General features: G+C 68.2%; 18 protein-coding genes. 3 read left to right on the forward strand and 15 right to left on the reverse strand.

The genetic code is table 11. The features are described 5' to 3' along the window. Positions 1-9: 9 nt before the first annotated feature. The 5 genes from OVA13_RS09640 to OVA13_RS09660 form a co-directional block, all read right to left on the reverse strand. The gene (locus tag OVA13_RS09640) at positions 10-1,260 is read right to left on the reverse strand and encodes a chemotaxis protein CheB (protein ID WP_267790276.1); all 1,251 of its coding nucleotides are present in this window, start codon (positions 1,258-1,260) and stop codon (positions 10-12) included. Further along, positions 1,220-7,327, reverse strand: coding sequence for an Hpt domain-containing protein (locus OVA13_RS09645; RefSeq protein WP_267790277.1), 6,108 nt, complete (start codon positions 7,325-7,327; stop codon positions 1,220-1,222). Before OVA13_RS09645 ends, OVA13_RS09640 begins: the two co-directional genes overlap by 41 nt. 90 nt (positions 7,328-7,417) lie before the next feature. Then, positions 7,418-9,454, reverse strand: a complete 2,037-nt coding sequence (locus OVA13_RS09650; protein WP_267790278.1) for a methyl-accepting chemotaxis protein — start codon at positions 9,452-9,454, stop codon at positions 7,418-7,420. A gap of 38 nt (positions 9,455-9,492) precedes the next feature. Continuing rightward, positions 9,493-10,023: a chemotaxis protein CheW gene (locus OVA13_RS09655; protein WP_267793499.1), complete on the reverse strand. Its 531-nt coding sequence runs from the start codon at positions 10,021-10,023 to the stop codon at positions 9,493-9,495. Between the two features lie 54 nt (positions 10,024-10,077). Then, on the reverse strand, positions 10,078-10,479 hold the full coding sequence (locus OVA13_RS09660) for a response regulator (RefSeq protein WP_056879689.1): 402 nt from the start codon (positions 10,477-10,479) through the stop codon (positions 10,078-10,080). Positions 10,480-10,722: 243 nt separating this feature from the next. On the opposite strand from OVA13_RS09660, the gene gshB reads away from it, so the two are divergent. Together gshB and OVA13_RS09670 are read left to right on the forward strand one after the other, a co-directional pair. Beyond that, a complete protein-coding gene (gene gshB, locus OVA13_RS09665; protein ID WP_267790279.1) occupies positions 10,723-11,670 on the forward strand; it encodes a glutathione synthase in 948 nt (315 codons plus the stop codon). A gap of 1 nt (position 11,671) precedes the next feature. Continuing rightward, on the forward strand, positions 11,672-12,547 hold the full coding sequence (locus tag OVA13_RS09670) for an energy transducer TonB (RefSeq protein WP_267790280.1): 876 nt from the start codon (positions 11,672-11,674) through the stop codon (positions 12,545-12,547). A 61-nt stretch (positions 12,548-12,608) separates the two neighbouring features. On the opposite strand, the gene tsaB is transcribed toward OVA13_RS09670, so the two are convergent. The 4 genes from tsaB to mrcB form a co-directional block, all read right to left on the reverse strand. Beyond that, on the reverse strand, positions 12,609-13,307 hold the full coding sequence (gene tsaB / locus OVA13_RS09675; RefSeq protein WP_267790281.1) for a tRNA (adenosine(37)-N6)-threonylcarbamoyltransferase complex dimerization subunit type 1 TsaB: 699 nt from the start codon (positions 13,305-13,307) through the stop codon (positions 12,609-12,611). Between the two features lie 72 nt (positions 13,308-13,379). Then, positions 13,380-15,410: a DNA repair helicase YoaA gene (locus OVA13_RS09680; RefSeq protein ID WP_267790282.1), complete on the reverse strand. Its 2,031-nt coding sequence runs from the start codon at positions 15,408-15,410 to the stop codon at positions 13,380-13,382. Between the two features lie 79 nt (positions 15,411-15,489). Further along, positions 15,490-16,089, reverse strand: a complete 600-nt coding sequence (locus tag OVA13_RS09685; protein WP_267790283.1) for a tetratricopeptide repeat protein — start codon at positions 16,087-16,089, stop codon at positions 15,490-15,492. A 2-nt stretch (positions 16,090-16,091) separates the two neighbouring features. Beyond that, positions 16,092-18,506: a penicillin-binding protein 1B gene (gene mrcB, locus OVA13_RS09690; RefSeq protein ID WP_267790284.1), complete on the reverse strand. Its 2,415-nt coding sequence runs from the start codon at positions 18,504-18,506 to the stop codon at positions 16,092-16,094. Positions 18,507-18,602: 96 nt separating this feature from the next. On the opposite strand from mrcB, the gene OVA13_RS09695 reads away from it, so the two are divergent. Further along, complete coding sequence (locus OVA13_RS09695; RefSeq protein WP_267790285.1) at positions 18,603-20,699, forward strand: glycosyltransferase; 2,097 nt, start codon at positions 18,603-18,605, stop codon at positions 20,697-20,699. Positions 20,700-20,715: 16 nt separating this feature from the next. Here the strand turns inward: OVA13_RS09695 and OVA13_RS09700 are convergent, their stop codons facing one another. The 6 genes from OVA13_RS09700 to OVA13_RS09725 form a co-directional block, all read right to left on the reverse strand. After that, positions 20,716-21,282: a hypothetical protein gene (locus OVA13_RS09700; protein WP_267790286.1), complete on the reverse strand. Its 567-nt coding sequence runs from the start codon at positions 21,280-21,282 to the stop codon at positions 20,716-20,718. A 25-nt stretch (positions 21,283-21,307) separates the two neighbouring features. Then, the gene (locus OVA13_RS09705; protein WP_267790287.1) at positions 21,308-22,555 is read right to left on the reverse strand and encodes a Tle-like phospholipase domain-containing protein; all 1,248 of its coding nucleotides are present in this window, start codon (positions 22,553-22,555) and stop codon (positions 21,308-21,310) included. After that, complete coding sequence (locus tag OVA13_RS09710) at positions 22,552-23,040, reverse strand: hypothetical protein (RefSeq protein WP_267790288.1); 489 nt, start codon at positions 23,038-23,040, stop codon at positions 22,552-22,554. Before OVA13_RS09710 ends, OVA13_RS09705 begins: the two co-directional genes overlap by 4 nt. A 219-nt stretch (positions 23,041-23,259) precedes the next feature. After that, a complete protein-coding gene (locus OVA13_RS09715; RefSeq protein WP_267790289.1) occupies positions 23,260-23,745 on the reverse strand; it encodes a Tle-like phospholipase domain-containing protein in 486 nt (161 codons plus the stop codon). After that, complete coding sequence (locus tag OVA13_RS09720) at positions 23,742-24,377, reverse strand: hypothetical protein (protein ID WP_267790290.1); 636 nt, start codon at positions 24,375-24,377, stop codon at positions 23,742-23,744. The genes OVA13_RS09715 and OVA13_RS09720 overlap by 4 nt, the downstream gene beginning before the upstream one ends. A gap of 110 nt (positions 24,378-24,487) precedes the next feature. Further along, the gene (locus tag OVA13_RS09725; protein ID WP_267790291.1) at positions 24,488-26,074 is read right to left on the reverse strand and encodes a hypothetical protein; all 1,587 of its coding nucleotides are present in this window, start codon (positions 26,072-26,074) and stop codon (positions 24,488-24,490) included. Positions 26,075-26,081 lie beyond the last annotated feature (7 nt).

Here is a 26,081-nt window from a genome sequence, read left to right on the forward strand (position 1 = left end):
GTATGTTCCTCAGAACCAGCGGTCGGTCAGTCGTTGGGCGAGCTGCGCGGGCGAACCCAGGTCGCAGCCACGGGCGGCCAGCGCCTTGGGCGCGGCCGGGTCGTAGCAGCCGTCCTGCGACTGCCCCATGACCAGCGCACCCTGCGTCGCCAGCGTTGCGGATGAATCGACCAGCGCGGTATCGCTGCCGCTGAGCAGCAGCACCGCGCTGTCCTTGGGCGGCAACTGCGCGATGACGCCGCTGATGACCGCGCCGGGGCGGAAGCTGACCACGCCGGCGTCCACCATCGGCACCACGTCACCGGGCATCACGTAGATGGTGCCCGCATCGGCCGGCGTACCGGCTTCGGCCAACGCCACCGGCATGTGCGCGATGCGCGCCATCTGCCTGACCAGGTTGTCGTAGCGGCCGCCATCCAGGCGCAGGTGCACCAGCACGGGCTTGGGGAAACCTTCCGGCAGTTCGATCAGCAGCTTGCGCACCGCATCGGGTCCCCCGATGCCGGCAAACACCAGCACAGCGCCCTGCACGCGCGCGGCGGCCGCGCTGCCCACCGGCTCCAGGTCCATCAGCGACAGTTCGACTTTCGCCTTGGGCATTTCCGGCGGCGTGGCGACGGCGGACTCGACCGGCAGGTCGGTCAAGGGTGGCGGGACCGGCGCAGGCGGCGCGGCATTGCGCAGCCACTGGTCGACATCCACCACCTGGTCGGCCGTGGCCTGAGGCACGCCACCGGTGAAGGCGAAATCATCGCGGGGCAGGTCCAGCGCGAGGTCAGCGGCTTCGTCCAGGTGCAGGCCGATCTCGGCCCCTTCGTGCAGCTGCGCGGGCGTCACCGGCAGGCCGGGTTCGAGCTGCAGCGTCACTTCTTCTTCGCGGCCGGGCGGCAGCACGTCCTGATGGCCATGCAGCTTGGCTGACAGGTGGCGCGCCCAGCGCTGGGCTTCCCACCCCTGCCGGCGCGCGGCCAGCTCGGCCTCGTCATAGATCACCGCCACCGCGGGGTCGTGCAGCACGTCGTCGAAACGCTCCAGGCTGTCCTCGATGGCAGGCTCCAGCGCGACCAGCACCACCTGCGGCGCGCTGTTGCCCAGCGTGGCGCCGTCCAGGCTGTTGGGGTCGTCTTCCAGCACGATCTCCGCACCGGCTTCGTGCAACGCCACGCGCAGGCGCTCGCGCGCTTCACCCGGACGTGCCAGCAGGGCTACGCGTTTGGTTTCACTCACGGACACGGGCGATTCCCAGCAGGTCGTACACATTGCGCATCAGATCGAGTTCCTGGTACGGCTTGCCCAGGTAACGCTGCACGCCGATATCGAAGGCGCGCTGACGATGCTTGTCGCCGGTACGCGAGGTGATCATCACGATGGGCACGTCTTTGAAGCGTGGATCGGCCTTCATCGCGGTGGCCAGCTCGTAACCGTCCATGCGCGGCATTTCGATGTCGAGCAGCATCAGGTCGGGCACGCGGTCTTCCAGGCGCTCCAGGGCTTCGACGCCATCGCGCGCGGCGCTGACTTCGAAGTTGTGGCGTTCCAGCACGCGACTGGTCACCTTGCGCATGGTCAGCGAGTCGTCCACCACCATCACCAGCGGCACGCGGCGCTGTTCGGCGGTCGTGACCTGCTGCGTGGCTTCCTGCGGCTGGGCCAGGTGGCGACGCACCAGCGGCGCGGCATCCAGGATGACCACCACGCTGCCGTCGCCGGTGATCGTGGCGCCGTAGATGCCCGGAATGGAGGCGATCTGCGGGCCGACCGGCTTGACCACGATTTCGCGGTTGCCCAGCACCTGGTCCACGGCCACGGCGGCGCGCAGTTCACCGGCGCGCACCAGCAACAGCGGCACCTGCGCCTGGCCTTCGGCCTTGGCGGGACTGTGGCCCACCAGGTGGCCGAGGTTGTACAGCGGATAGTCTTCGCCGGCGTAGTGGTAGACACCGGCGCCGGCCTCGAAGCGCGCATGGCTGATGCGGCCGATACCGCTGACCGCCGCCACCGGCACCGCGAACTGCGCTTCGCCGATCTGCACGAACACGGCCTGCGTCACCGCCAGCGTCTGCGGCAGGCGCAGCGTGAAGGTGGCGCCCTTGCCCGGCGTGGAACGGATGTCGAGCGTGCCGCCCAGCTGGCGCACTTCGTTGTAGACCACGTCCATGCCCACGCCACGGCCGGCCAGCTGGCTGACCTGGTCGTAGGTGCTGAAGCCGGACTCCAGGATCAGGCGATCGAGGTCGGCATCGGCCAGCACCACGCCCGGCTGGATCAGGCCGCGCTGCTCGGCGCGGCGACGGATCGCTTCGCGATTCAGGCCGGCGCCGTCGTCGGTGACTTCCAGCACCATTTCCGAACCTTCGCGGCGCAGCGTGACCTGCACCTTGCCTTCTTCCGCCTTGCCCGCCTTGCGGCGTTCCTTCGGCGTTTCCAGGCCGTGCGCCACGGAGTTGCGCAGCAGGTGCTCCAGCGGCGCGGTCATGCGCTCCAGCACGTTGCGGTCCATTTCACCGTGGGTGCCGGACAGCTGCAGGTTGACCTGCTTGTGCGTATCGGTGGCGGCCTGGCGCAGCACGCGGCGCAGGCGCGGCACGATGCCTTCGAACGGCACCATGCGCGCACGCATCAGGCCGTCCTGCAACTCCGAACTCACGCGCGACTGCTGCTGCAGCAGGCTGTCGTACTGGCGCGCCAGGTCGTCCAGCACGCCCTGCAGGCCGCTGATGTCGGCGGCCGATTCGGCGAGCGCGCGACTGAGCTGCTGCAGCGTGGAGAAGCGGTCCAGTTCCAGCGGATCGAACGTGGGGTCCTGCTTCTCGTGCTCGCGCTGGTAGCGGGCGACGATCTGCGCCTCGGTTTCCAGGTCCAGACGGCGCAGCTGGTCATGCAGACGGATGTTGGTGCGGTCCAGTTCGGACATCGCGCCGCGGAACGCACCCAGCTGCTGTTCCAGGCGGGCGCGGTAGATGGCCACTTCGCCGGCGTGGTTGACCAGGCGGTCGAGCAGGTCGGCGCGCACGCGTACCTGTTCCTGCTGGCCCTGCGGGAAGAACTCTTCTTCCACCGGCGCGGTGAACTCGGTCTCGATGGGCGCGGACAGCGGCGCCAGTTCGACCGGTACAACGGGTTCCGTGGAGGCGGCAGGGGCGGCCGGCAGTTCGATGCCGCGGGCACGGGCATTGAACTCGGCGATCATGCCGTCCGGCACCTTGACGGCGCGGCGTGCGGTGACGCGGGCGAGCTGCCCGTGCAGTGCGTCGAAACCACGTTCGAGCAGCTGGATCGCCGGGCGGTCCATTTCGGTGCGCTGGCCGGCGATGGATTCCAGCATCGATTCGATGGCGTGGCCCAGGTCGCCGACGGCATGGATGCCCGCCATGCGCGCGCCACCCTTCAAGGTGTGCAGGTCGCGCTGCAGGCTGGTGATCAGTGCGCGGTCCTCGGGCGTGTCGCGCAGCTTGGCGAGCAGGTCGTCGGAGTGGTCGAGCAGGTCGTTGCCTTCCTCGATGAAGATCTCGACGAGCTCCAGGTCGAGCCCGGTCACGTCAAGGGCATCTTCCGGCTCCGGCATGTCGGCAGGCGGTGCGCTGGTCACGGCAGGCTCCTCGGCTTCGGCGGAGGCGACGACTTCGGGCGCGGCCTCGTCGGCGGAGTCCGCCGGGACGACAGCGATGTCTTGCTCGGTGGCGTCTTCCACGGCCGCCACGTCTGCCGCGATATCCGCGACGTCGGCCGCATCTTCTTCGCTGGCGACAAGTTCTTCCGCCGTGACCGCGTCGTCGACGATGGCGTCCTCGACGGACGCGTCCTCCACCGAGGCATCGGCTTCCGATCCGGCCTGCTCGACAACTTCTTCCGTGGCTTCGGCCGTCGCCAGCTCGATCTCTTCGATGGCGTCGCCCACGTCGTCGCTCGCCACCGCTTCGTCGGGCAGCACGGTGTCCGCTGCGGTTGCCTCCACCTCCGGAACCGGCACGACGGTGTCCGTCGGCGTGTCGATGGCGTCCTCGCCGGCAACGGCGTCGCCGGCAGCCAGTTCAGGCATGTTGTCTTCGACCGCGAGCGTGTCGACAGGGGCCGGATCCACGTCTGCGGCGGTCGCTTCTTCTTCCAGCGACAGCGCGTCGTCGGTGGCATCGGTGGCGACCACGATCTCTTCGATCTCCGTCGCTTCGACCAGCACGGCACCGTCGTCGACGGTTGCTTCAAGGGTGTCGGTCGATTCGAGCGTGATCTCTTCGATGACGGCGTCATCGAGGTTCGACACTTCGCTGACCCCATCGTCAGTCGCGACCGGCGTCCCGGACGCGGCGTCCACGCCTTCGATGGACGGCGGCACGGCGTCGGCAGGTTCTGCGTCGAAGGCACGCGAACGCGGCGTGATGCGGTAGTCGATGTCGTAGAACGTGACGCCCGCCGGTGCAGGCGCGGCGGGTTCGACCGGCGCCGGGTCCGCGGCGGCCGGGGCGTCGCTGCCCGCGACCGTCTGTTCGGGCGCATCCCACTGCGGTGGCGGCGACTCGCCGGCACCATTGGCGGCTGCGGTATCCAGGTAGGCCGACAGGTCCATGGCGGCGAGTTCGATGCCGATCGGCGCCAGCGGCGGATCGATGGTCGGCATCTGTTCCGTGTAGGTGCCCTGGTGGGTGTCGTCGACGATCTGCGCGCCGCTGCGCGGCTCGGGCAGGCTGTCGCGCAGGGCGCCCAGCTGGCCGGCAAGCGCGGCGAACACCGGGATGCGTGGCGACGGCGCCTGCAGCGCGGAAATGCTGCGGCGGATGGCCTGCGCGGCATCGGCCAGCGCGGACACGCCTTCCGGCGTGGGCGTTTCGCCAACGACCAGCAGGCGCTTGATGTACTGCTCGGCCGGACCGGTGACGCCGGTGATCTCGGGCACGTCGGCCATTGCCAGCGCACCGTTCATGGTGTGCATGGCGCGCAGCAGTTCCTCGGTGACGGGCACCGCGTTGACCTGCGCCTGCAGCAGCCAGGTATCGACCGTGTCCAGGTGGTTGTCGACTTCGGTCTCCAGGATCTCGCGCAGCACCGCGTCGACGGACGCGGGCGTGCCCTCGATCTCCGGCTCGAACACCGCCGGAACGTCCTCGACCACCGGCGCGACCACGACGGCCACCTCGGCTGCGACGAAATCGTCATCCAGCACGGTCGGCTGTGCGCTGTAGTAAGCGTCCTCGCCGGCGGCGAGGCGATCGGCGACGTCCTGCAGGCCGGCGAGGTCGGCGGTCACGCTGCCCTGTCCGCGCAGCGCGGCGTTGAGCTGCGGCAGCGCCTCGCAGGCCTGCTCCAGGAAAACCTCGATCGCATGGTCGGGCGCGCGCGTGCGGTCCAGCACGCGGTTGAGCATGTTCTCGATCTTCCAGCTGAACTCGCCCAGCGTCTTCGCGCCGACCAGTCGCCCACTGCCCTTGAGGGTGTGGAAGACGCGGCGGATCGGACGCAGGCGTTCCAGGTCGTCCGGATTGGCACGCCAGGTGGGCAGCAGCTGGCGCAGGTTGACGATTTCCTCGTCGAATTCTTCCAGGAAGACTTCACGGATCTCGTCGTCGATGTCGGTGGCATCGCCATCGAAACCGCCGAGCGTGGAGGCGGGAATCGCGGCCGCGGCGGCGGCGACTTCCTGCCGCAGGTCCGGCATCTCGACGGGCGCGGGCGCTTCGGCGAAGGCGGGCGCGACCGGTTCGGTCAGCGGCGTGACGACGGCGGTCTCTTCTTGCACCACCGGCGCGGCCGGGGCGGCGTCCTCGAACGCGACAGGCTCATCGACCAGTTCGAACGAGGTGTCGGCCGTGAAGGCACTGACCGGCGCGGCGTCGAGCGACACTTCTTCCTCGAAGCTCACCGGGTCGAACGGATTGCCGGACGACGGCACGGCAGGCGTGGCGTCCAGCGGTTCCAGCGAGAGCCCGCCGAACGCACTGGTCTCGGCCACGGCTTCCGCCACTGGCGCGATATCCGCGACCGGGGTTTCGACCGCGTCCACCACGACGGGGGCAGCGACGACGGGGGCAGCGACGGCCGGCGCCGCGGCCACGACAGGCTCGGGCTCGGCTTCGACGACCTCGGCGGGCAGCGGCCAGTAACGCAGGCTTTCCAGGCTGCCGCGGGTGATTTCCAGGATGTCTTCGCGGTTGGGGCGACGCTCGCGCAACGCCTCCAGGTAGTACTCCAGGCTGGCCATCGCATCGGCCAGCGTGTCCAGCTGCGCCCCGCCCGGCACGCGCTTCTTGCCGATCAGCTCGGCGCTGACGTAGCGACGCACGCCGGTGACGTAGTCGCCGGCCTGGCCGAGTTCCAGCATGCGCAGCGCACCGGAGACTTCGTCCAGCAGCCGCGGCACTTCGCCCAGCTCGCTGTGGTCCCAGTTGGTTTCGATGAAGGCGACGAAGCGCTCGCGCGCGCCGGCGAAATTGATGATGGCTTCCTGCGCCAGCACTTCCAGCGTGCGCTGCGATTCGGCCGTACTCGGGTCGGGCGTGCTGTCGCCGGCCGTACCGAGGCGTGCCACCTGGTCGTCCAGCGAGGCGTCCACGTAGAGCAGCGCGCCGGCGACATCCAGCAGCGTGCCTTCGTCGGCCGGCCGCTGGCCGGCGACGACTTCGCGCAGCGTGTCGCGCTGCTGCATGACCACGTCGCGGGCCATGCCCAGGCCCATCATGCCCAGCGTATCGGCCACGTTGCCCAGTTCGGCGACCTGCGGCTCCAGTTCGTTGGCGTCGTTGCCGGTGCGCAGATGCAGGTCAAGCGCATCCTTCACCCGCAGCAGTTCTTCCTTCACCGCGTTGCCGACCGTATCGAGCAGTTCGCGGTTGCGGCCGCTCAGGCTGCTGCGTGCGTGGTCGATCTCGGCCTCGCTGGGCGCGGCCGCATCGGGCTGGGTGCCCGGCGGGAACAGCATGCTTTCGTTGATCAGCGATGCCCCGCGCGAGGCGCGGATCTCGTTGAGCAGCGGCAGCAGCACGATCGGGATGTCGCGATGGCCTTCCTGCAGTCGCTCCAGATAATCGGGCAACAGCACGGCGCCACGCATCAGCGTGGAACAGGCTTCGTCGCGATCGGCGACGCTGCCGTCCTGCAGCGCGCGCGACAGCATTTCCAGTTCCTCGGCGACCATCGCCGGGGCGTAAAGCTCGACCATCCGCAGCGTGCCCTGCACCTGGTGCAGGTAGCCGGCGCAGAAGCGCATGCGGCTGGTGTCGGACGGGGTTTCGACGAAGGCTTCGATTTCCTGCCGCACCAGGCGCAGGGTTTCGTCCAGCTCGGGCTTCACCCAGCCGAGCACGGCGTGGCTCATGGCTTCGCGCAGCGCACTCATGGGCGTGCTCCCGCGGCGACGGCGATGCCGTCAGCCTCGCGCTGCAGGCGGGCGGGAAGGATAAGGAGGTTCATGCAGTGCTTCCCGTCCTCAACCCGGCAGCTTGAAGTCGGCGACCGAGCGGCGCAGGTCCGCGGCCAGCTGCGCAAGGTGGCCGATCGACTCCGCCGTCTGCCCCGCACCCATCGAGGTCTGCGAGGTGATCTGGCGGATTACGCCCATGGTCTGGGTGATGTCCAGGGCCGCCGCGGACTGCTGCTGCGCGGCGCTGGAGATGCCCTTGATGAGGTTGTTCAGGTCGTTCGACACGCGCTCGATCTCGCCCAGCGCGGTACCCGCGTCTTCGGCCAGTCGCGCACCGGACACCACTTCGGCGGTGGTCTGCTCCATCGAGCTGACCGCTTCGTTGGTATCGGCCTGAATCGTCTGCACCAGCGATTCGATGCGGCGCGTCGCGCCCGAGGTGCGTTCGGCGAGGCGCTGCACTTCGTCGGCCACGACCGCGAAACCGCGGCCCGCTTCACCGGCCGAGGCCGCCTGCACGGCCGCGTTGAGCGCCAGGATGTTGGTCTGTTCGGAAATGTCGTTGATCAGTTCCACCACCGAGCCGATTTCCTGCGAGGACTCGCCCAGGCGCTTGATGCGCTTGGAGGTTTCCTGGATCTGGTCGCGGATCTGATCCATGCCGCGGATGGTTTCGCGCACGACGCCGGCGCCCTCGGTGGCGATCTGCACCGAGCGCTGCGCCACTTCGGCCGACTCGGTGGAGTTCTTCGACACCTGGTCGATGCTGGTCGCGATCTCGCTGATGCGGTCGGAGGCGGTGGTGATCTGGTCGGCCTGGTGGCCGGCGGCCTCGGCCAGCTGCAGCGCGGTGGCCTGCGTTTCCTGCGTCGAGGCCGCGACCTGCACCGAGGTGTCGTTGATCGTGGTCACCAGGTTGCGCAGTTCGTCCACGGCGTAGTTGATGGCGTCCGCGATGGCGCCGGTCATGTCTTCCGTCACCGACGCCTTCACCGTCAGGTCGCCTTCACCCAGCGAACTGATTTCGTCCAGCAGCCGCATGATCGCCTGCTGGTTGCGGCTGTTGTATTCCACCTGCGTCTGGTAGCGCACTTCCTGCTCGCGCTGGCGGGTGCGGTACAGCGACCACAACAGACCCACGATGGAGATCAGCGCGGCGATACCGGAGGCGATGCCCAGCCAGAAGTTCGGGAACAGGCGCGTATCGCGCACCGAACCGAAGGCCGAGAAGGCCTGGAACAGGTTGGTGCTGTCCTGCAGCATCTGGCCCGAGCCGTTGGTCAGCGCGGCGGCCGCGGACTGCGCGGCGAACAGGTTGCGCGAGGAGGCCAGGATCGCGTCCAGGTCCTTCTTCATGTTGGTCCACAGCGCCTGCGACTGGTCCAGCGCCGCCAGTGCGCCGGCATTGCGCACCGGGGCGATGCCGAGGTCGGCGTTGCCGTTGCGCAGGCCTTCCAGCACCTGGCCGAACAGCACGGCGTCGCGGCCCAGCGCGTCGCCGGCGGTGGACGCGGCGGCGCCACCGGCGCGGATTTCCGTCAGGCGGCGGGCCATGGTGCCGGCCAGCACGACCTGCTGCAGCGCGCTGTAGATCTGCGACGACGGGGCGCCGCCGGCGGACATGGCGCGCACCACTTCGTTGAGCTGCGCCTGCAGCTGGGGCACCTGGGTGGCGAAGCGGTCGGCGTTGCCGGCCAGCGCCAGCACCGCGGCTTCCGACGCAACGATCTGGTTGGCGTTCTTGCCCAGCGGCGCCCAGGTCTCGGTGACCTTGCGCAGTGGGCCGGCGATGGCGCCTTCGCTGCCGAAGCGGCTCTGCAGCTGGGTGACGGTGGATTCCACCGACTGCTTGGTTTCCTTGAAGGCCTTGAACGCCTCGGCGTTACCCGACACCGCTTCCCGACCCTGGTTGGCCAGCTGCTGGGACAGCACGCGCATGTCCGATGCGCCTGTGCTGGCGCCCGACAGGCGGCTGCCCTGGTAGGTGGCGACACCCGTGTTGGCGCCGAAGATCAGCACCGACAGGGCCAGCAACAGCAACCAGAAGTTGTTGCTGAAACTGCCGATCTTGCTGGCGGTGGGAGAATCCGTCGCGGTGCTCATCGTTCAACCCCTGGAAATTTCTTCAAATGTTTCCGCGCTCAGAGCGCGGCTTGACGGAACTCGGGCGTGCGCGCCAGCAACGACAACGCGAACACACCCCAATGCTGATCGTCGCTGCGGAACGCGCGATCGATGAAATGCCCGTAGCGGCCTTCCGCCAGATCCCCCGGCTCGACCTGCTGCGATTCGTGGAAGCTGCGCTGGCCGTAGAGCTCGTCGATGGTCAGCGCCACGTCGCCGCCGGCCTGGCGCATCACCAGCACGCGCTGGCCTTCATGCAGGACGGTGCGTTCGCCTTCCAGGAACTGCTTCAGGTCCACGACCGGAAACAGGTTGCCGCGCAGGTTGCCGATGCCCAGCAGCCACGGGTGCCCGCCGGGCACCGGCGTCACCGGCGGCATCGGCACGATTTCCACCACTTCCCCGAAGTTGGAAATCAGCCGGCGCTTGCCCACGCGGTAGCCGACGCCCCGGTACTGGTCCTGCGCGACTTCGCGCGCAGGCTGCAGCACGGCGTGCGCCAGGCTGCGGCGCTCGTATTCGGCCAAGGTATCGAACGGTGTGCGGATCATGGCCCGCCCCCTGTGCACTCAGTGCGAATGGTTGCCATGCCGTCAGCGCCCTCAGGTGCTGACGTGGGCGCGGATCGCGTCGAGGAGCTCCTCGCGCGTGAACGGCTTGGTCAGGTACTGCTCCGAGCCGACGATGCGCCCGCGCGCCTTGTCGAACAGGCTGTCCTTGGACGACAGCATGATGACCGGTGTCGACTTGAACACCTGGTTGTTCTTGATGAGCGCGCAGGTCTGGTAGCCATCCAGGCGCGGCATCATGATGTCCACGAAGATGATCTGCGGCTGCTGGTCGGCGATCTTGGCCAAGGCCTCGAAGCCGTCCGTCGCGGTCACGACCTCGCAACCCTCGCGTTTGAGCAAGGTTTCCGCGGTGCGGCGGATGGTTTTCGAGTCATCAATTACCATGACCCGTAGGCCGTTGAGTCCACCGGCCTGGCCTTCGTTCTGCGTCATTACCTTATTTTCCCCGTGCGCGCGGTGCTTCTTCGACCTACCGGCCCCGCTGCGTTGCTACTTATATCCCAGCCCCGCCTCACACTGTCAAGCCGCACGCCGGCAGGCCCCCAAGCTGAACGGCGCGATGCGAACTGCGTCGCACTTTTCGGGCGGCACTGGCAAGGCTGCGTTCCAGCGCTGCGGCGAGTGCCGCGCGCGCGGCCTGCTAACATCCCCGCGTCTCCCGCAAGACCATCCCCCATGCCGCTGGACGTCGTCGTCGTCATGGACCCCATCGGGTCCATCAAGATCGCCAAGGACACCACCTTCGCCATGCTGCTGGAAGCCCAGCGGCGCGGGCATCGCCTGTACTACGTGCTGCCCGGCCGGCTCTCGCTGCGCGACGGCAGGGCTTCGGCCCAGGTCGCCCCGCTGGCGGTCCGGGACGACAAGGCCGGCTGGTACACGCTCGGCGAAGTCCACGAACTGGCGTTTGGTCCGGGCCAGGTGGTGCTGATGCGCAAGGACCCGCCGGTGGACGACCAGTACCTCTACGACACCCATGTGCTGGGCATCGCCCAGCAGGCGGGCGCGCTGATCGTCAATGACCCGCAGGGCCTGCGCGACTACAACGAAAAGCTGGCCGCCCTGCTCTTCCCGCAGTGCTGCCCCCCCACCCTGGTCAGCCGCGACCCGGCGGAGCTCAAGGCCTTCGTCGCCGAGCATGGCGAGGCGGTGCTGAAGCCGCTGGACGGCATGGGCGGCCGCTCGATCTTCCGGGTGAAGGCCGGCGACCCCAACACCAACGTCATCCTGGAAACCCTGGTCGGCCCCGGCCACCTGACCCTGGCGCAGCGGTTCATCCCCGGCATCAAGGACGGCGACAAGCGCGTGCTGCTGGTCGACGGCGAGCCGGTGGACTACGCCCTGGCGCGCATCCCGCAGGGCGACGAGTTCCGCGGCAACCTGGCCGCCGGCGGCCGCGGCGAGGGCCGCCCGCTGAGCGAGCGCGACCGCTGGATCGCGGCGCAGGTGGGCCCCGAGATGAAGCGTCGCGGCATGCTGTTCGTCGGGCTGGATGTGATTGGCGACTACCTGACCGAGGTCAACGTCACCAGCCCCACCTGCGTGCGCGAACTGGATGCGCAGTACGGCCTGAACATCGCGGGCCAGCTGTTCGATGCCATCGAGAAACGGTTGGCCGCCTGAGATGTCCGCAGTACCGGTGACCCCGCCGAAGATCGGCGCGAACGAACGCTTGGGCGCCACGCTGGCGCTTTCGCTGATCGTGCATGGCCTGCTGGTGCTGGGGGTGGGTTTCGCGCTGGATGACGCCGCGCCGGTGATGCCTACGCTGGATGTGATCCTCAGCCAGACACAGACGCCGCTGACGTCCAAGGAGGCCGATTTCCTGGCCGCCGCCAACCAGGAAGGGGGTGGCGAGCACGACAAGGCCAAGCGCCCGCGCGACAGCCAGGCGGGGTGGATTCCGCAGCCGGATACCGGGCTGGCGCCACAACCCCTGCGTGCCCAGACCCCGCAGGCGGTACCGCCGCCGGAAAGCCGCGTGGTGACCACGCGCGACAGCGATACCACAACGCCCGCGCCGGAAACCCGGCCGCAACCCGACCAGCCGGAACTGCCTCAGGGTGAACGCAAGGTGCAGCGCGACGCGGAGATGGCGCGGCTGGCGGCGGAATACCACCTGCGCTCCGAGCTGTACGCCAAGCGCCCCAAGCGCAAGTTCGTTTCGGCGAGCACGCGGGAATACGCGTACGCCAACTACTTGCGCGCGTGGGTGGACCGCGCCGAGCGCGTGGGCAACCTCAACTATCCCGACGAAGCCCGCCGCAAGCGGCTGGCGGGTACGCTGGTGATCAGCGTGGCGGTGCGCAGGGACGGCAGCGTCGAACAGACGCGCATCATCCAGTCCAGCGGCATCCCGTTGCTGGATTCCACCGCGCTGCGCATCGTCAAACTGTCCGAGCCGTTCCCGCCCCTTCCGGACACCGGCGAGAACGTGGACATCCTGCACGTCACCCGCACCTGGAACTTCCTGCCCGGCGGCGAAGTGCGGGACGAGTAGTTTCGTCCAGGTGGCGTAACGCGGATTCGCGCCACGCCCCCGCCGCTTGCTTCTATCCCGCTTACTGGCGCGCGGCGCGCAATGCCTTCTGTTCTTCCAGCGTCAGCGCGACGTTGTTGCGCAGGTACGCGGGCTCGACGAGCTCCGGGGCGATCGCTTCGCCGCGCGCGTAAGCCGCAGCCGCCAGGTGCGCGAGATCGGCGGCATGCGGCAACGCCATGGCATCGATGTGGGTGAAGCGTTCGGCAAGCCGCACCTGCAGCACGTCGTCCGCGGCGGCAAACCCGGTTCCCGCGCCGTGCCAGTCCGCGTCGGTGCCGGCCAGGTCGTACTCGGCAGGGGCGACCACCGTCTCCGCCGACGTGGCTTCGAGTGCATCGCCCACGCGGCAGAAGGTGCCGGCGTAGATCTCGCCCATGCGGGCATCGATGGCGGCCAGGATGCGTGTGCCCTCCGCGCGCGCGGCCAGCACCGCCAGCGTGGATACCGGCACGATGGGCCGGTCCAGTGCCAGCGCGATGCCCTGCGCCAGCGCGATGGCCAGGCGCACCCCCGTGAACGCGCCCGGTCCACGGCTCAGCGCGATGGCATCCAGCTGGGCCCGTGCGATGCCGGCGTCGGCCAGCAGCGCCTCGGCCCACGGCAGTGACAGCTCGGCATGGCGGCGCGGCGCCACCTCGAAACGTTCGCGCACCGCGCCGTCGACATACAGGGCGACGGAACAGGCTTCGGTAGCGGTTTCGAAGGCGAGCAGTTTCATTCGGGAGTCGGGATGACCAGCCATTCGGCCGTGGGTGGACGGGATGCGGGCGTCAGCATACCCGCGCGACGATCAGAAGCGCGCGGCGGCATACCAGTCGGACGCGTCGGATGCGGCAGACGCCTCGTCGCCATCGTCGGCCCCTGGCGCGACGCCGAAGAACGCCTGCACGTCCTGCACGCGACGGGTACGCGAGAACGGAGGCAGCGAGTCCAGGAACACCCTGCCATAGGGCTTGCCGGTCAGGCGCGGATCGCACAGCACCAGCACGCCGCGATCGGTCTCGCTGCGGATCAGCCGGCCCACGCCCTGCTTCAGCGCGATCACGGCCTGCGGCAGCTGCTCATCGCGGAACGGATTGCCGCCGGACCGGCGCACCGCTTCCAGGCGCGCCTCGAACACCGGATCGTCCGGCGCCGCGAACGGCAGCTTGTCCACCACCACCACGCTCAGCGCGTCGCCGACCACGTCCACGCCCTCGCGAAAGCTGGCCGCCCCCAGCAGCACGCCGTTGCCCGACTCGCGGAAGCGTTGCAGCAACGTGGCACGCGGCGCCTCACCCTGCACGAACAGCGGCCACGGCGCATCGCGCAGCGTTTCCGCGGCTTCGCGCAGTGCCCGATGCGAAGCGAACAACAGGAAGGCGCGGCCCTTGGAGGCTTCCAGCACCGGATACAGCGCCTCGATCAGCGAGGTGCCGTAGCCGAACGCATTGGGATCGGGCAGGCCGGTGGGCAGGTAGCAGAGTGCCTGCCGTGGCCAGTCGAACGGGCTGGGCTGCAGCAGCGTGGGCGGATCATCCAGCCCCAGCCGGGTGGCGAAGTGTTCGAAACTGCCACCGACCGCCAGCGTGGCCGAGGTGAACACCCACGCGGCGCGCGACTGCTCGCGGTGCTGGCGCAGCGGTCCGGAGACGTCCAGCGGCGTGCGCTGGCAACGGAAGCCACGCTGCGTCAGCTCGTACCACAGCACGTCGTTGTGGGTGGCGGCAGCGGCCTCGTTGAAGGCGCTTCCCGCGCCGGGATCGTCATGCCAGCGCGTCAGCCGGGTGGCGAACTCGGTGGCGCGCGCCGCGCAGGCTTCCAGGCCCACTGACGTATCGGCCAGCGGCGCCAGCGCCGCGGACAGGTCGGCCAGCGCGGCGGTCAGTGCGTTGAAGCCGCTGTCGACTTCCGGCTTGCCGAGGGCACGCTCGCGCGTGCCCCGCGTCGGCAGCCCTTCCATCGCGGCACGCAGTTCGCGCAGTGCCTGCTCCAGTACGCGGACCGGCGGCTGCAGCGCCGCCAGCGAGCCGGCGACGTCCTTGCATTCGGCCAGGCAGTCGCGGGCCAGTTCCTGCAGCGGGCGCATGCCGAAACCTTCGCCGAAGAAGTTGGCGGCCAGCTCCGGCAGCTGGTGCGCTTCGTCGATGACGAAGGCCTGCGCCCCCGGCAGGATCTCGCCGAAGCCTTCCTGCTTCAGCGCCAGGTCGGCGAGCAGCAGATGATGGTTGACCACCACCACGTCGGCGGCCTGCGCGCGCTGGCGGGCCTGCACCACGAAGCAGTCTTCCCAGAACGGGCAGTCGGTGCCCAGGCAGTTGTCGATGGTGGAGGTGACCAGCGGCAGCAGCGGCGAATCCTCGGGCAGCGCGGCCAGCTCGGCCATGTCGCCGAACTGGGTGCGGCCGCTCCACGCGACGATGCGCTGGAACTGGTCCACCTGCTCGCGGCTGGTGAAGCGCGGTTCGCCCTTGGCTTGCTGCACGCGGTAGCGGCACAGGTAGTTGCTGCGCCCCTTGAGCAGCGCGGACTTCAGCCCGGCCACCCCGAGTGCATCGCGCACGCGCGGCAGGTCGCGGTGGTACAGCTGGTCCTGCAGCGCGCGTGTGCCGGTGGAGATGATCGTCTTCAGGCCGGACAGCAGCGCGGGAACCAGATACGCGAAGGTCTTGCCGGTACCCGTGCCGGCCTCGGCGAGCAGCACGTCACGCGCGTCGAAGGCATCGGCGATCGCGGCCGTCAGCCGTTGCTGGGCGGCGCGCGGGGCGAAGGCGTCGAGGCGGGTGGCCAGCGCACCGCCCTCGCTGAGGGCTTCGCGGCTGGCCTGGGCTAGCTGGGACATCGGGGGAACGGGGAGCAGAAGGCGGGAACAAGGGTACCGCGTCGGGCGGTGCGCCGTGTCCGGACCCGCCGCAGGGGGATCACATGCGCTCGATCACCGGCACCGTGCAGGCATCGCGCTGCCGCTCGGCTTCGGCGATGGCGGCATCCTGCGTGGCGATCTGCGCCGCGTGCTGCGCGGCCACCTCGGGGCTGTGACGCGCGGGCAAAGGCGGCAGCACGGCGCGCTGGTGTTGGCGCACCTGGCGGATGGTTTCCCAGTGCTGGCGGCACAGCGGGCCCACCTGCGAGCCCAACTGGTGGGCACGCCGGGCCAGCGTGTCGGCACGCGCGTAGTCGCGCTGCAGCAGCGCCACTTCCGCGCGCTCCTGCAACACCGCCGGATCGTCGCCAACGATCATGAGTGCCTGGTTGAGCGCGTCGGCCGCCGTGGCGTAGTCGCGCGCCGCAGTGGCCCGCCCGGCTTTCTCGCGCAGGTCTTCCACCTGGGGATCGCGCAGCGGCTGCACGGCGAGTTCACGGTCGTCGGCACCCGCCGCCACGCGGATGGCCGCCACGCGCTGTTCGGGGGTGACCGGATCGGTGGCGGCCGGCGGGGTGCTGCCGGGTCCATTCGGGGTGGCGCAGGCCGACAGCAGCATGGCCAGTGCCAGCGTCACCAGGAGGTTTTCGGACTTCATGATCATTGCGAAGGCGGGGGGGTCTCATTCTCGGGGGGCGGTGAGGGTTCGTCCTTCCTGTCCAGGCCGAACCAGCTGCGCCAGCCGCCGCTTTCCTCTTCTTCTTCGCCATCGATCAGCGGCTGCTCGACCACGCAGGTGGCATGCGGCGGCGCGAAGCCCGACACGAACGGCAACTGGCGGGCGCCGGGGCAGCCAGGGTCCGTGGTGTTGGCACCGACGACCCATTGCCAGTCCAGGCCCTTGCCCGACACCTTCAACGGCGCACTGGGCAGCCGCGAGAACAGCCCCGACCAAACGCGCATCGCGCCCGTGGCGCCGTAGAGGCCGGTCTGCTCGTTCTGGTCGTTGCCCATCCACACCACCGCCAGATGGTCGCCGGTGTAGCCGGCATACCAGCTGTCGCGGCCATCGTTGCTGGTGCCGGTCTTGCCGGCGGACTGCAGGCGGCCCAGGCCATCGCCGAGCAGCTGCCGTCCGGTGCCGTTGGCGACCACCTGCTGCAGCGCGACGCTGATCAGGTTGGCCGCGATGGAGTCGCCTTCCTGTGCCGGCGCGGGCGTCTTGTCGTAGCGCTTGAGCAGCTTGCCGTCGGGGTCCAGCACGCCGCGCACGGCATGCAGCGGCTGGATCTCGCCGCCCGACGCCAGGAACTGGTACAGCTGCGCCATCGCGTACGGGCTCTGGTCGGTGGCGCCGAGGATCAGGGCGGGATTCGGTTCGGCCTGGATGCCGGCCAGCACGCGGATGAGCTGCGCCAGGCGGTCGGGGTCCACCTTCATGCCCACCCGCACGGTGGCCTGGTTGTAGGACTGCGCCAGCGCGTCGACCATCCTCACGCTGCCATGGCTGCGGCGGTCGGAGTTGGTCGGCGACCAGCGCTTGTTCTTGCCCAGCTGCACGGTGACCGGCGAGTCGTCCACCCAGCTCGCCAGCGAGTACTCCTCGGGCTGCGCCAGCGCCAGCAGGTAGACGAACGGCTTGAGCAGCGAGCCTACCGGCCGCTGTGCCTCGACGGCACGGTTGAAGCCGACTTCCGACACATTGCGGCTGCCGACGACGGCGAGCACGTCGCCGTCATGGACGTCGGTCACCACCATGCCCACCTGCAATGGCGGCCGGCGTTTGCTGTCCACCGATTTCAGCGTGCGCGTCACCGACGCTTCTGCGTAGGCCTGCGCCGACGGCGACATGCCGGTCAACACCGTCAGCCCTGCGCCCTGCAGAGCGCTTTCCGGGTAATCGCGTGCCAGCTGGCGGCGCACCAGGTCGACGTAGGCAGGGAAGCGGTTGGCCGCCGCCATGCCCGGCGTCTTGGTCACGCCCAGGGGAGCGGCACGGGCGCGCGCGTGTTCGGCATCGTCGATGAGGCCGGTCTCGTGCATCTTGTCCAGCGCCAGGTTGCGGCGGGCCAGCGCGCGCTCCGGATTGCGGCGCGGGTCGTAGTACGAGGGCCCCTTGACGATGCCGATCAGCAGCGCGGTCTGCTCGGTGGTCAGGCTGTCGAGATCACGCCCGAACCAGAATTCGGAGGCCGCCGACACGCCGTGGATGGCCTGGCTGCCACGCTGCCCCAGGTATACCTGGTTGAAATACGCCTCCAGGATGGTGCGCTTGTCGTAACGCGCCTCCAGGATCAATGCGTACAGGATTTCGTTGAACTTGCGGGTCGGCGTCTGCTCCTTGCCGATGCCCAGCAGTCCGCTGCGCGCCAGCTGTTGGGTCAGCGTGCTCGCGCCCTGGCGCGTGTCGCCGCCCGAACGCACCAGCAGCCATGCCGCGCGCACCATGCCGGACAGGTCCACGCCATGGTGGTCCTTGAAGTCGCGGTCCTCGACGGCCTGCAGGCCGGTGACCAGCAGGTCGGGCACTTCCTCCAGCCGCACCAGCCTGCGTTCCTCCTGCTTCTGGCCGTAGAGCGTGGCGATGCGCGCGGGGTCCAGCCGCGCGGCCTTCAGGTTCTGCTTGCGGACCACGTCGCGGACGACGGCCACGCGGCCACCGGACAGGCTGACCTGCAGCTGGCGCGGCGCCACGCGCCCATCCACGTCGATGAATCCCCGGCTGGAGATGGTGAAGCGGCCACCCTCGCGCTTGTACGTGCCCGGCCGCGTGCCGGCACCGTCATCCCGGTATGCCGCCGCATCCAGTTCGGTCTTCAGCGTCTGCGCATCCATCGCCAGACCGGGCGCCAGCTGCAGGGGACGCGCGTAGACCCGGGTGGGAATCTGCCAGCGCAGCTCGCCGAAACGCTCGGTGACCTGGTGATTCAGGTACAGCGTATAGGGAATCAGGAACCCCAGCCCCAGCCCGACCGCGGCCAGGCCCCAGGTCAGCAACCGCTGGCGCCACACGGGCGCGCCGCCGTCGTCGATGTCGTCTTCGTCCTGGTCTTCGTCGTAGTCGTTGTGGGCCACAGGGGATGCGACAATGGGAATTCGGGCGAGTCTAGCGCAGCCATCCGTGCCGCGCCCGGGCCCGTGCACCCCCTACTCAGCTGGAGTTGCAACGGAATGTCGATGTCGTGGGCCGAAGTGCGGTTTCTGCTGGAACGCACGCGCGGGCTGCTACGCCGGGGGATGGCCAGCCTGCGTACGCGCGGCCTGCAGGCCACCTGGTCACGCGTCAAACGGCAGCTCCGGCCAGTCGAAGGATTGCCGCCGGGCGCGCTGTTCTTCCCGGATGCACTGCCCTTCGCCCCCTTCACCGTGCCGTCCAGCGACGCGCCCGACGTCAGCATCGTGATTCCCGTCTACAACCAGGCAGGCCATACGCTGGCCTGCCTGCGCGCGCTGGCCGCGCATCCCCCATCCGCCCGCTGCGAAATCATCGTCGTCGATGACGGCTCCAGCGACGAGACCGCGGCGTGGATGCCGGCCATCACCGGCCTGCACTATCACCGGCGTGCCGCCAACGGCGGCTTCATCGCCGCCTGCAACGACGGCGCGTCGCGCGCGCGCGGCCGCTTCATCGTGTTCCTCAACAACGATACGGTGCCGCAACCCGGCTGGCTGGACGCGCTGCTCGACACCTTCACCACCTGCCCCGACGCCGGGCTGGTGGGTGCCCAGCTGATCTATCCCGACGGACGCCTGCAGGAAGCTGGCGGCGTGGTGTTCGACGACGGTTCCGCCTGGAACTACGGGCGTTTCGATGCCCCCGACGACCCGCGCTATGCCAGCGTGCGCGACGCCGACTATTGTTCCGGCGCGGCCGTGATGGTGCCTGCGGAGGTGTTCCGTGCGCTGGGCGGCTTCGACACGCGCTACGCGCCCGCCTATTACGAGGACACGGACCTGGCATTCGCCGTGCGTGCGAGCGGCAGGCGCGTCCTCTACCAGCCCGCATCGCGTGTCGTGCACCTGGAGGGCATCACCTCGGGCACCGACCTGGCCAGCGGCACCAAGGCCTATCAGGTGCGCAACCGCCACGTCTTCGCGGAGAAATGGGCGCAGGCGCTGACATCACAGCCGGCGGCGGGCACTCTACCCACGCCGGCGTCGCTGGCGGCGGGGCGCCGGCAGGTGCTGGTGGTGGATACGGAAACGCCGAAACGCCACCACGATTCGGCGTCGCTGCGCATGTTCAACCTGATGCGGCTGCTGGTGGATGCGGGTGCCCATGTGGTGTTCCTGCCGGCCGACCTGCGTGCGGCGGGCGCGGACACCGAGGCGCTTCGCCGCCATGGCGTGGAAGTCTGGCATGCGCCCTTCGCGGGCAGCGCACCCGCTTGGCTGCGCGAACATGGCCGTCGCTTCGACGTCGTGCTGCTGTCGCGCCACTACGTCGCCGCGGAATTCCTTCCCCTGGTCAAACGCCATGCGCCGCAGGCGCGGGTGGTGTTCGACACCGTCGATCTGCACTACCTGCGTGAGATCCGGGGCGCGGAACTCGCGGGCGACAGAACGCTGCTGCATTCGGCGCAGCGCACGCGCGAGCGCGAACTCGCGCTGATGGAACAGGCCGACGTGACCCTGGTGGTCAGCACGGTGGAGCGCGACCTGCTGGCCAAGGATGCGGCCACCGCCACCGTCGACGTGCTGTCCAACCTGCATGAGCTGCCGGTACCGGGCCTGGCGTACGAAACCAGGAAAGACCTGGTGTTTGTCGGCGGCTTCCGCCATCCGCCGAACGTGGATGCGGCGCTGTGGTTCGGGCGCGAGATCTTCCCGCTCATCCGCGCACAGCTCCCGGGGATCCTCTTCCATTGCATCGGCGCGGATCCTCCACCCGAGGTCCAGGCGTTGCAGCAGGAGGAAGGCATCACCGTTCACGGTCATGTACCGGACCTCGCACCGTACATGGACGGCGCGCGCGTGGCGGTCGCACCGCTGCGCTTCGGGGCCGGTGTGAAGGGCAAGGTGAACCTGAGCATGGCGCACGGGCAGCCGGTGGTGGCGACGCCGTGCGCGGTCGAAGGCATGCATCTCGGCGACGGACATGATGTGCTCGTCGCAGAAACTACGGACGCCTTCGCCGACGCAGTGGTGCGCCTGTACGGCGACGCAGTGCTGTGGGGCCGCCTGTCGGCCAACGGTCGCGAGAACGTCCGGAAGCACTTCTCGCTCGATGCTGCACGCGCGGTGGTGGAGCGCGTGTTCCTGCGCTAGGCGGGTCCGTGCGCCGTCAAGGCGCCCGGGACCGCACGGGCTTGTACTGCCGCTCGTCACCCACACCCTTGGCGCCGGCATCGACGTTGGCGCACAGCTTGCCATCGCACAGGGTGACGTCCGCCGCGTCGTAGGCACGCAGCAGTTCGGCCGAAATCTGGTTGCGACGGATCTCGTCGTAGTAGTGACCCGACAACCAGGCGCCGGCGCCCACGGCCGTCAGCAACAGGGCGATGGAGCACGCCGTCGAGATCCACAGTGCGCGACTGACCCGCTGCAGTTGTTCGGCCACCTGCCGGGACTGTTCGGTGTCGCGCGTCATCTGTTGGCCGGCGTCACGCATCGTGCGCTGCACGGTATCGGCGGCCTGCTCGAAGCCTTTGCCGACCTCGTGCCGTATCTGAGTGGACAGTGTGGAAAAGCTGACGTCGGCCGCATCGCGGAGAAGGCTCGGCACGGTGTCGGCGACGTCCTGCAGCTGCTGCGCGCTCAGTTGGTGGCGCTGACTTGCCTGCTCGCTCTGGCGGCGGAAATGTTCGAGCACATCGGCTGTCTCCAGCAACAGGGTTTGAAGTTTCTCCATGTCCATCTCCCGATGAATCCTTTCCTTAATGGCTGCGCGGCGCGATCTGGGTGGCGCGCTGCTGTTCCTGTTGTTGCGCTTCGGCCATGGCGGCGGCATCGCGCTGCTCGCGTTCGTCCGCCCGGGCGTTGATCCGGTCGCGGAACTCGCGGCCGATATCCGATGCGGCGATGTTCGACAGGCCCCGGTCGATGGTGGCCTGGTTTCCGCTGGTGAGGCTGGCGTGCAGGTGCTGGAACAGCTCGTCGGGCCCGGCATGGGCCGGCGGCGCGCGCAACACACCCACCGACTGGTCGGCACTGTTGCCGGACTTCATCTGCCGGGGCAGGTCGGCCCACTGATCGCGGAAGCTGGGACCGTCAGAGACGCTCCGGCTTTCGGGAACCGGCACCAGGCGCTGCGCCATGTTCAACGAGGCATCACCGGCCATGCTCATGCCGCCCCGCATCAGGCGTACGTCGTCGCGGTAGGCGCGGAACGTGGCGGCATGGTCATCGGCGAGCTGCCGGCTGGCAGGATCGCTCAGCACAGAGCGATCGGGCATCCCCTTGCTGTCGATGTCCAGGAAGTTGTCCATGTTGTGCGACCTGGCCGCGCCCATGGTCAGGGCGGTGGCCAGCAGGGGATTGTCGGGAAGCGGATTGAACCGGCCGTACCCCGCCACCGTCACGGCCGACACTTCGCCGGGCGTGGCGTACATGCGGACCTGTCCATACTGGGGGCTGGCCGCACTCACGGTATCGCCTGCCATCACATGGTTGATGAAGCGGTCTCCGCCGTCGGCCACGCCGTATTTGAGGCTCGCGGCGCCGTAGGGATTGAACGCCTCGCCGCGCAGATTGAACCGATGCGCGGTGATCTGCGCCAGCGTGCCGCCCAGCGAGTGGCCGGTGACGGTGACTTCGGGCATACCACCCAGTTCGTCAGCAAGACTTCTCGCACGATCCATGGCGCGCCGAGTCAACGCCAAGGCCTCCGGCACCTGCGCATTGACGCGCGCCATCACCATGGCGCCATCGGCCACGCCGTCCTGCTTCGGCTCACGGTCAAATTCGGTGCCTCTGTGGGCAACGACGATTTCACCCGTGTCCGCACGCTGGTAGATGGTGCCCTGGTAACCCGTTTTGGGATTGTCGTAGTGCTCTAGAACTTTGAACTTGACTCCATCCAGGATGACTTCTTCCTCTTCGCCGCCCAATCGGATTCCCGGAAGGCGCTGCTTGTCATAGGAACTCTCGGAAATTCCCGCATAGAGACGTGATGAGATCGTCACGGCGACACCTCCATCCTCGTTGCGCTCCAGGTCATCGTAAAGAGTTGATTCTGCAGTTCACTCTTGATCCTAGTTCTGTCCGTTTCTCCGAATGAGGTAAAATCATCCACATCTGAACGTGGATATCTTGCCTTCCAGAAATACCTCGTTTCGGAATCAAGAGACTGCACAGACTCACTAGAAAAATAGGGTGCGAAGCGCGTCTCGCCTGTGCTCCCCGTGGCGCTCAGTCCCGCCCGTACCTCGGATAGCTCCCACTTGCAGGCCCCATACCCGTAGTAGTCTCCATCCAGGATCTGGTCGAGATAGACGACCCCTTCGTAGGTCACGTCGTCCACCTTGCGGAGTGGCAAGACCTCATTGCTGGCCATCCGGTACAGGCCACCCGTCGGTCTTTGCTTCCCGCACTGAACCTCATTGACGACGTCGTACTGCGCTGTGGCATCCGTAAGCACAAGCGGGCCGGGCGCATCCTGGATCGTCAACCGGATGCGGTATCCCTGTAGGGGGGAGGAATTGAGCTGGCGCAGCGGTCCTGACCGCGCATGAGAACTGGAGGAATCCGTATCGCTCCTTGATGGCGTACAGGACGCAAGAGAAATCGCACAGGGCAGTAGAACCGCGATCAGCGATGCGCGCATAGAGGCTCCATGCCTAGGACGTGCGGTGATGCTAGATCATCGAACTACGCAGATGTGTGCTTTTCAATTCACACTGAGGCTCGCGGCACCGTAGGGATTGAACGCCTCGCCGCGCAGATTGAACCGATGCGCGGTGATCTGCGCCAGCGTACCGCCCAGCGAGTGGCCCGTGATGGTGACTTCGGGGGCATGTCCCTTGAGCGCACCGATTTCCCTTGCCCGCTCAAGCGCGCGCTGCGTCAGGGCAATGGCCTCTGGCACCTGCACATTGACGCGCGCCACGACCATGGCGCCATCGGCCACCCCATCCTGCTTCGGCTCGCGGTCAAACTCGGCACCTCTGTGGGCAACGACGATCTCGCCCGGATCCGAGCGCTGATAGATGGTGCCCTGGTACCCCGTTTGTGGGTTGTCGTAGTGTTCCAGCACCTTAAATTGGGCGCCCTCAATGTTTACCGGTTTCTCACCTTGGGGACGAATGAAACCAAGCATGCGTTCAACGCACGCATCTGCAGCTACCTCCGCATATTGCCGGCATGCAATGCTCACGATTCAATCCTCCTAAGGTTCAAGGTCATGGTGAAAAGCTGACCCCGCAACTCCTCCCTGATCTCACTCTTGTCTGTATCCCCAAACTCGACAAAGTCGTCCATTCCTGCCCGCGGATATCTCCCCTTCCAGTAGTACCGAGTTTCCGACCTCTCCATCATGTCAGGCGTCGTTTGCATGAACGGCGCGAACCGGGTGTCGGTCCGGTTGTGGTTGGCTTTCAAGCGCGCCCTGACTTCGATCATTTCCCAGTGGCAGACGCCTTCACCGTAGTAGTCCTCGTCGAGCATTCCGTCCGCATGAACGATGCCCTCATACGTGTCTTCGGCCACCTTCTTAAGCTCGAAGGATTCACTGCTACTCAAGGGAATGAACGCACCCACGCCTCCGGCCATGTACCCGCACGTTCTCGCAGGGTTGTCCCGGTATTTCGCGGTGTAGTCGACGATCCCTTCCACTACGCGGAAAGACCCCGGCGCATCCTTGAGCGTCAGCGTGACGCGATATGCGCGCACAGGATGGGGATTGAGTCTGGTCTGTGGCGGGCGCGAGCCGGCATCACTTTCGAACGGCGCGCAGGCCGTCAACGAAAAAACTGCCGAGAGAACAACCGCGATCAGCGATGCACGCATAGAGGCTCCATGCCAAGGGCGTGCGTTGATGCTAGATCATCGAACAATGCAGATGTGTGCTTTCACAATCACACTTCCTCGGTCGCTCGTGGTGCGTGCCGCACGAAAGACTAAGGCGTCTGCCCGACCTTGGCGGTCCTTACGCGTTCAGCGAAGGCGTCCAGTCCCGATGCTTGCGCATCGAGACGTCGTGCCTCGGCCAACGCTTGCTGCGCGAATGCAATGTCACCGGCACCCAACCGCTCGCTGCCAACCGCAACCCACTTCTCGGCCAGGCGCTGCCGGGCGTCCGGCAGCGCCGTGTCCCGGGGCTGCAATGTCTGCCAGGCCTCCAGGCAGGCCTGTGCGCGGCGGATGCGGTTGCTGCGCAGCTCTTCCTCAAAGCATTGGCGCACCGCCGGCAGCAGCCGAGCCGCTGCCTGGCGGACCGTCGGCGCATCCGGCGCCAGCGCCTGCGCGGCACGCAGCTTGTCGTAGGCACTGTCGCCGGGAGGCGTCAGCCAATGGCCCTGTGCTTCGGCCTGCACCATCTGGGCGAGCAGCGCGCGGACGCGGCGATCACGTTCGCGCGCGGGCAAGCTGGAATCCAGTCGTGCCTGCGCCTGCCGGCCACGGTTGATGCGCTGTTCGGCTTCGGCGATCTGCGGGGATTGCGGAGCCAGCGTGCGGGCCAGGGCGAGCTCGGACTGGGCCTCGTCGAAACGGAAATCCGCGGCCTTGCCGATGGCGATGCGCGCATGCGCGATGCCCACCTGCTCGATGCCCTGCCGTGCACGCACGTCATCCGGTGACAGGTCCGCGACCGCCTGGTACGCGGCCAGGGCCTGCGCCAGGCGCCCACGCCGCAGATCGCGATCCGCCTGCGTGCGCTTCGCGTCCAGTGCGCGCGCCAGGGCCGCCTGCGCCTCCGGCAGGTCCACGTGGCCTGCATCGTATTCGCGCACCTGCGCAACCAGCGTGGCCGCCTCCTGCACCTGACCTCGCGCCAGTTGCTGGCGCGCCAGCTGCAGCAGGTCGGTCAAGGCATCCTCGCGTCCTTCCAGTGCGGCAAGATGGTTGGGCTGCAGCGCGAGCACGCGCTGGTAGAGCGGCAAGGCGGCGTCGGGCGTGCCTTGCAGGCGACCCGCATCCTGCGCCTGCCGCGCCGCCTGCAGGAAGGCATCCAGCCCGGCGTGTTCGGTTTCGCGGGCGCGCAACCGCCCGGCGATGGCATCGGCCTGCGCGCGCGGCACCTGCAGCTCGCGTGCGAGCGACAGCATGGCGCGCGCCTCGTCGAAACGGTTCTTCTGCAATGCCAGGCCGGCCTGCTTCAACGCCGCCTGCCCCACCCGCTGCAGACCGGTGATGGCCTCGCTGCGGTCGTTGTCCAGCGCCTGTGCGGCTTCGAACAGCTGTCGCGCGCCCGTGCCGTCCGCGGCATCCAGATGCCCCTTCTGCAGCGCGTGATCAGCCTGGTCCAACAACTGTTGCACGCGCGTGTCCGGCCAGACCGCATCCGCCAGCGGCCCGCGCAGGGCGATGACCAACGCCAGCAGGACCGCCGCCACGGCGATAGCCCAGCGCCACGTGCGACGATCGCGCCAGGTCGGTACCGGCGGGCGACGCTCGGGATCGCGCAACGGGACGGGGCCACCGGAAAAGGTGGGTTCGATGCGACGTCCCTGCCCCAGGGTCCGGGTTTCCTGATCGTGGGTCACGCGGACA

Source organism: Pseudoxanthomonas sp. SL93 (genome assembly GCF_026625825.1).
Taxonomy (GTDB): Bacteria; Pseudomonadota; Gammaproteobacteria; order Xanthomonadales; family Xanthomonadaceae; genus Pseudoxanthomonas_A.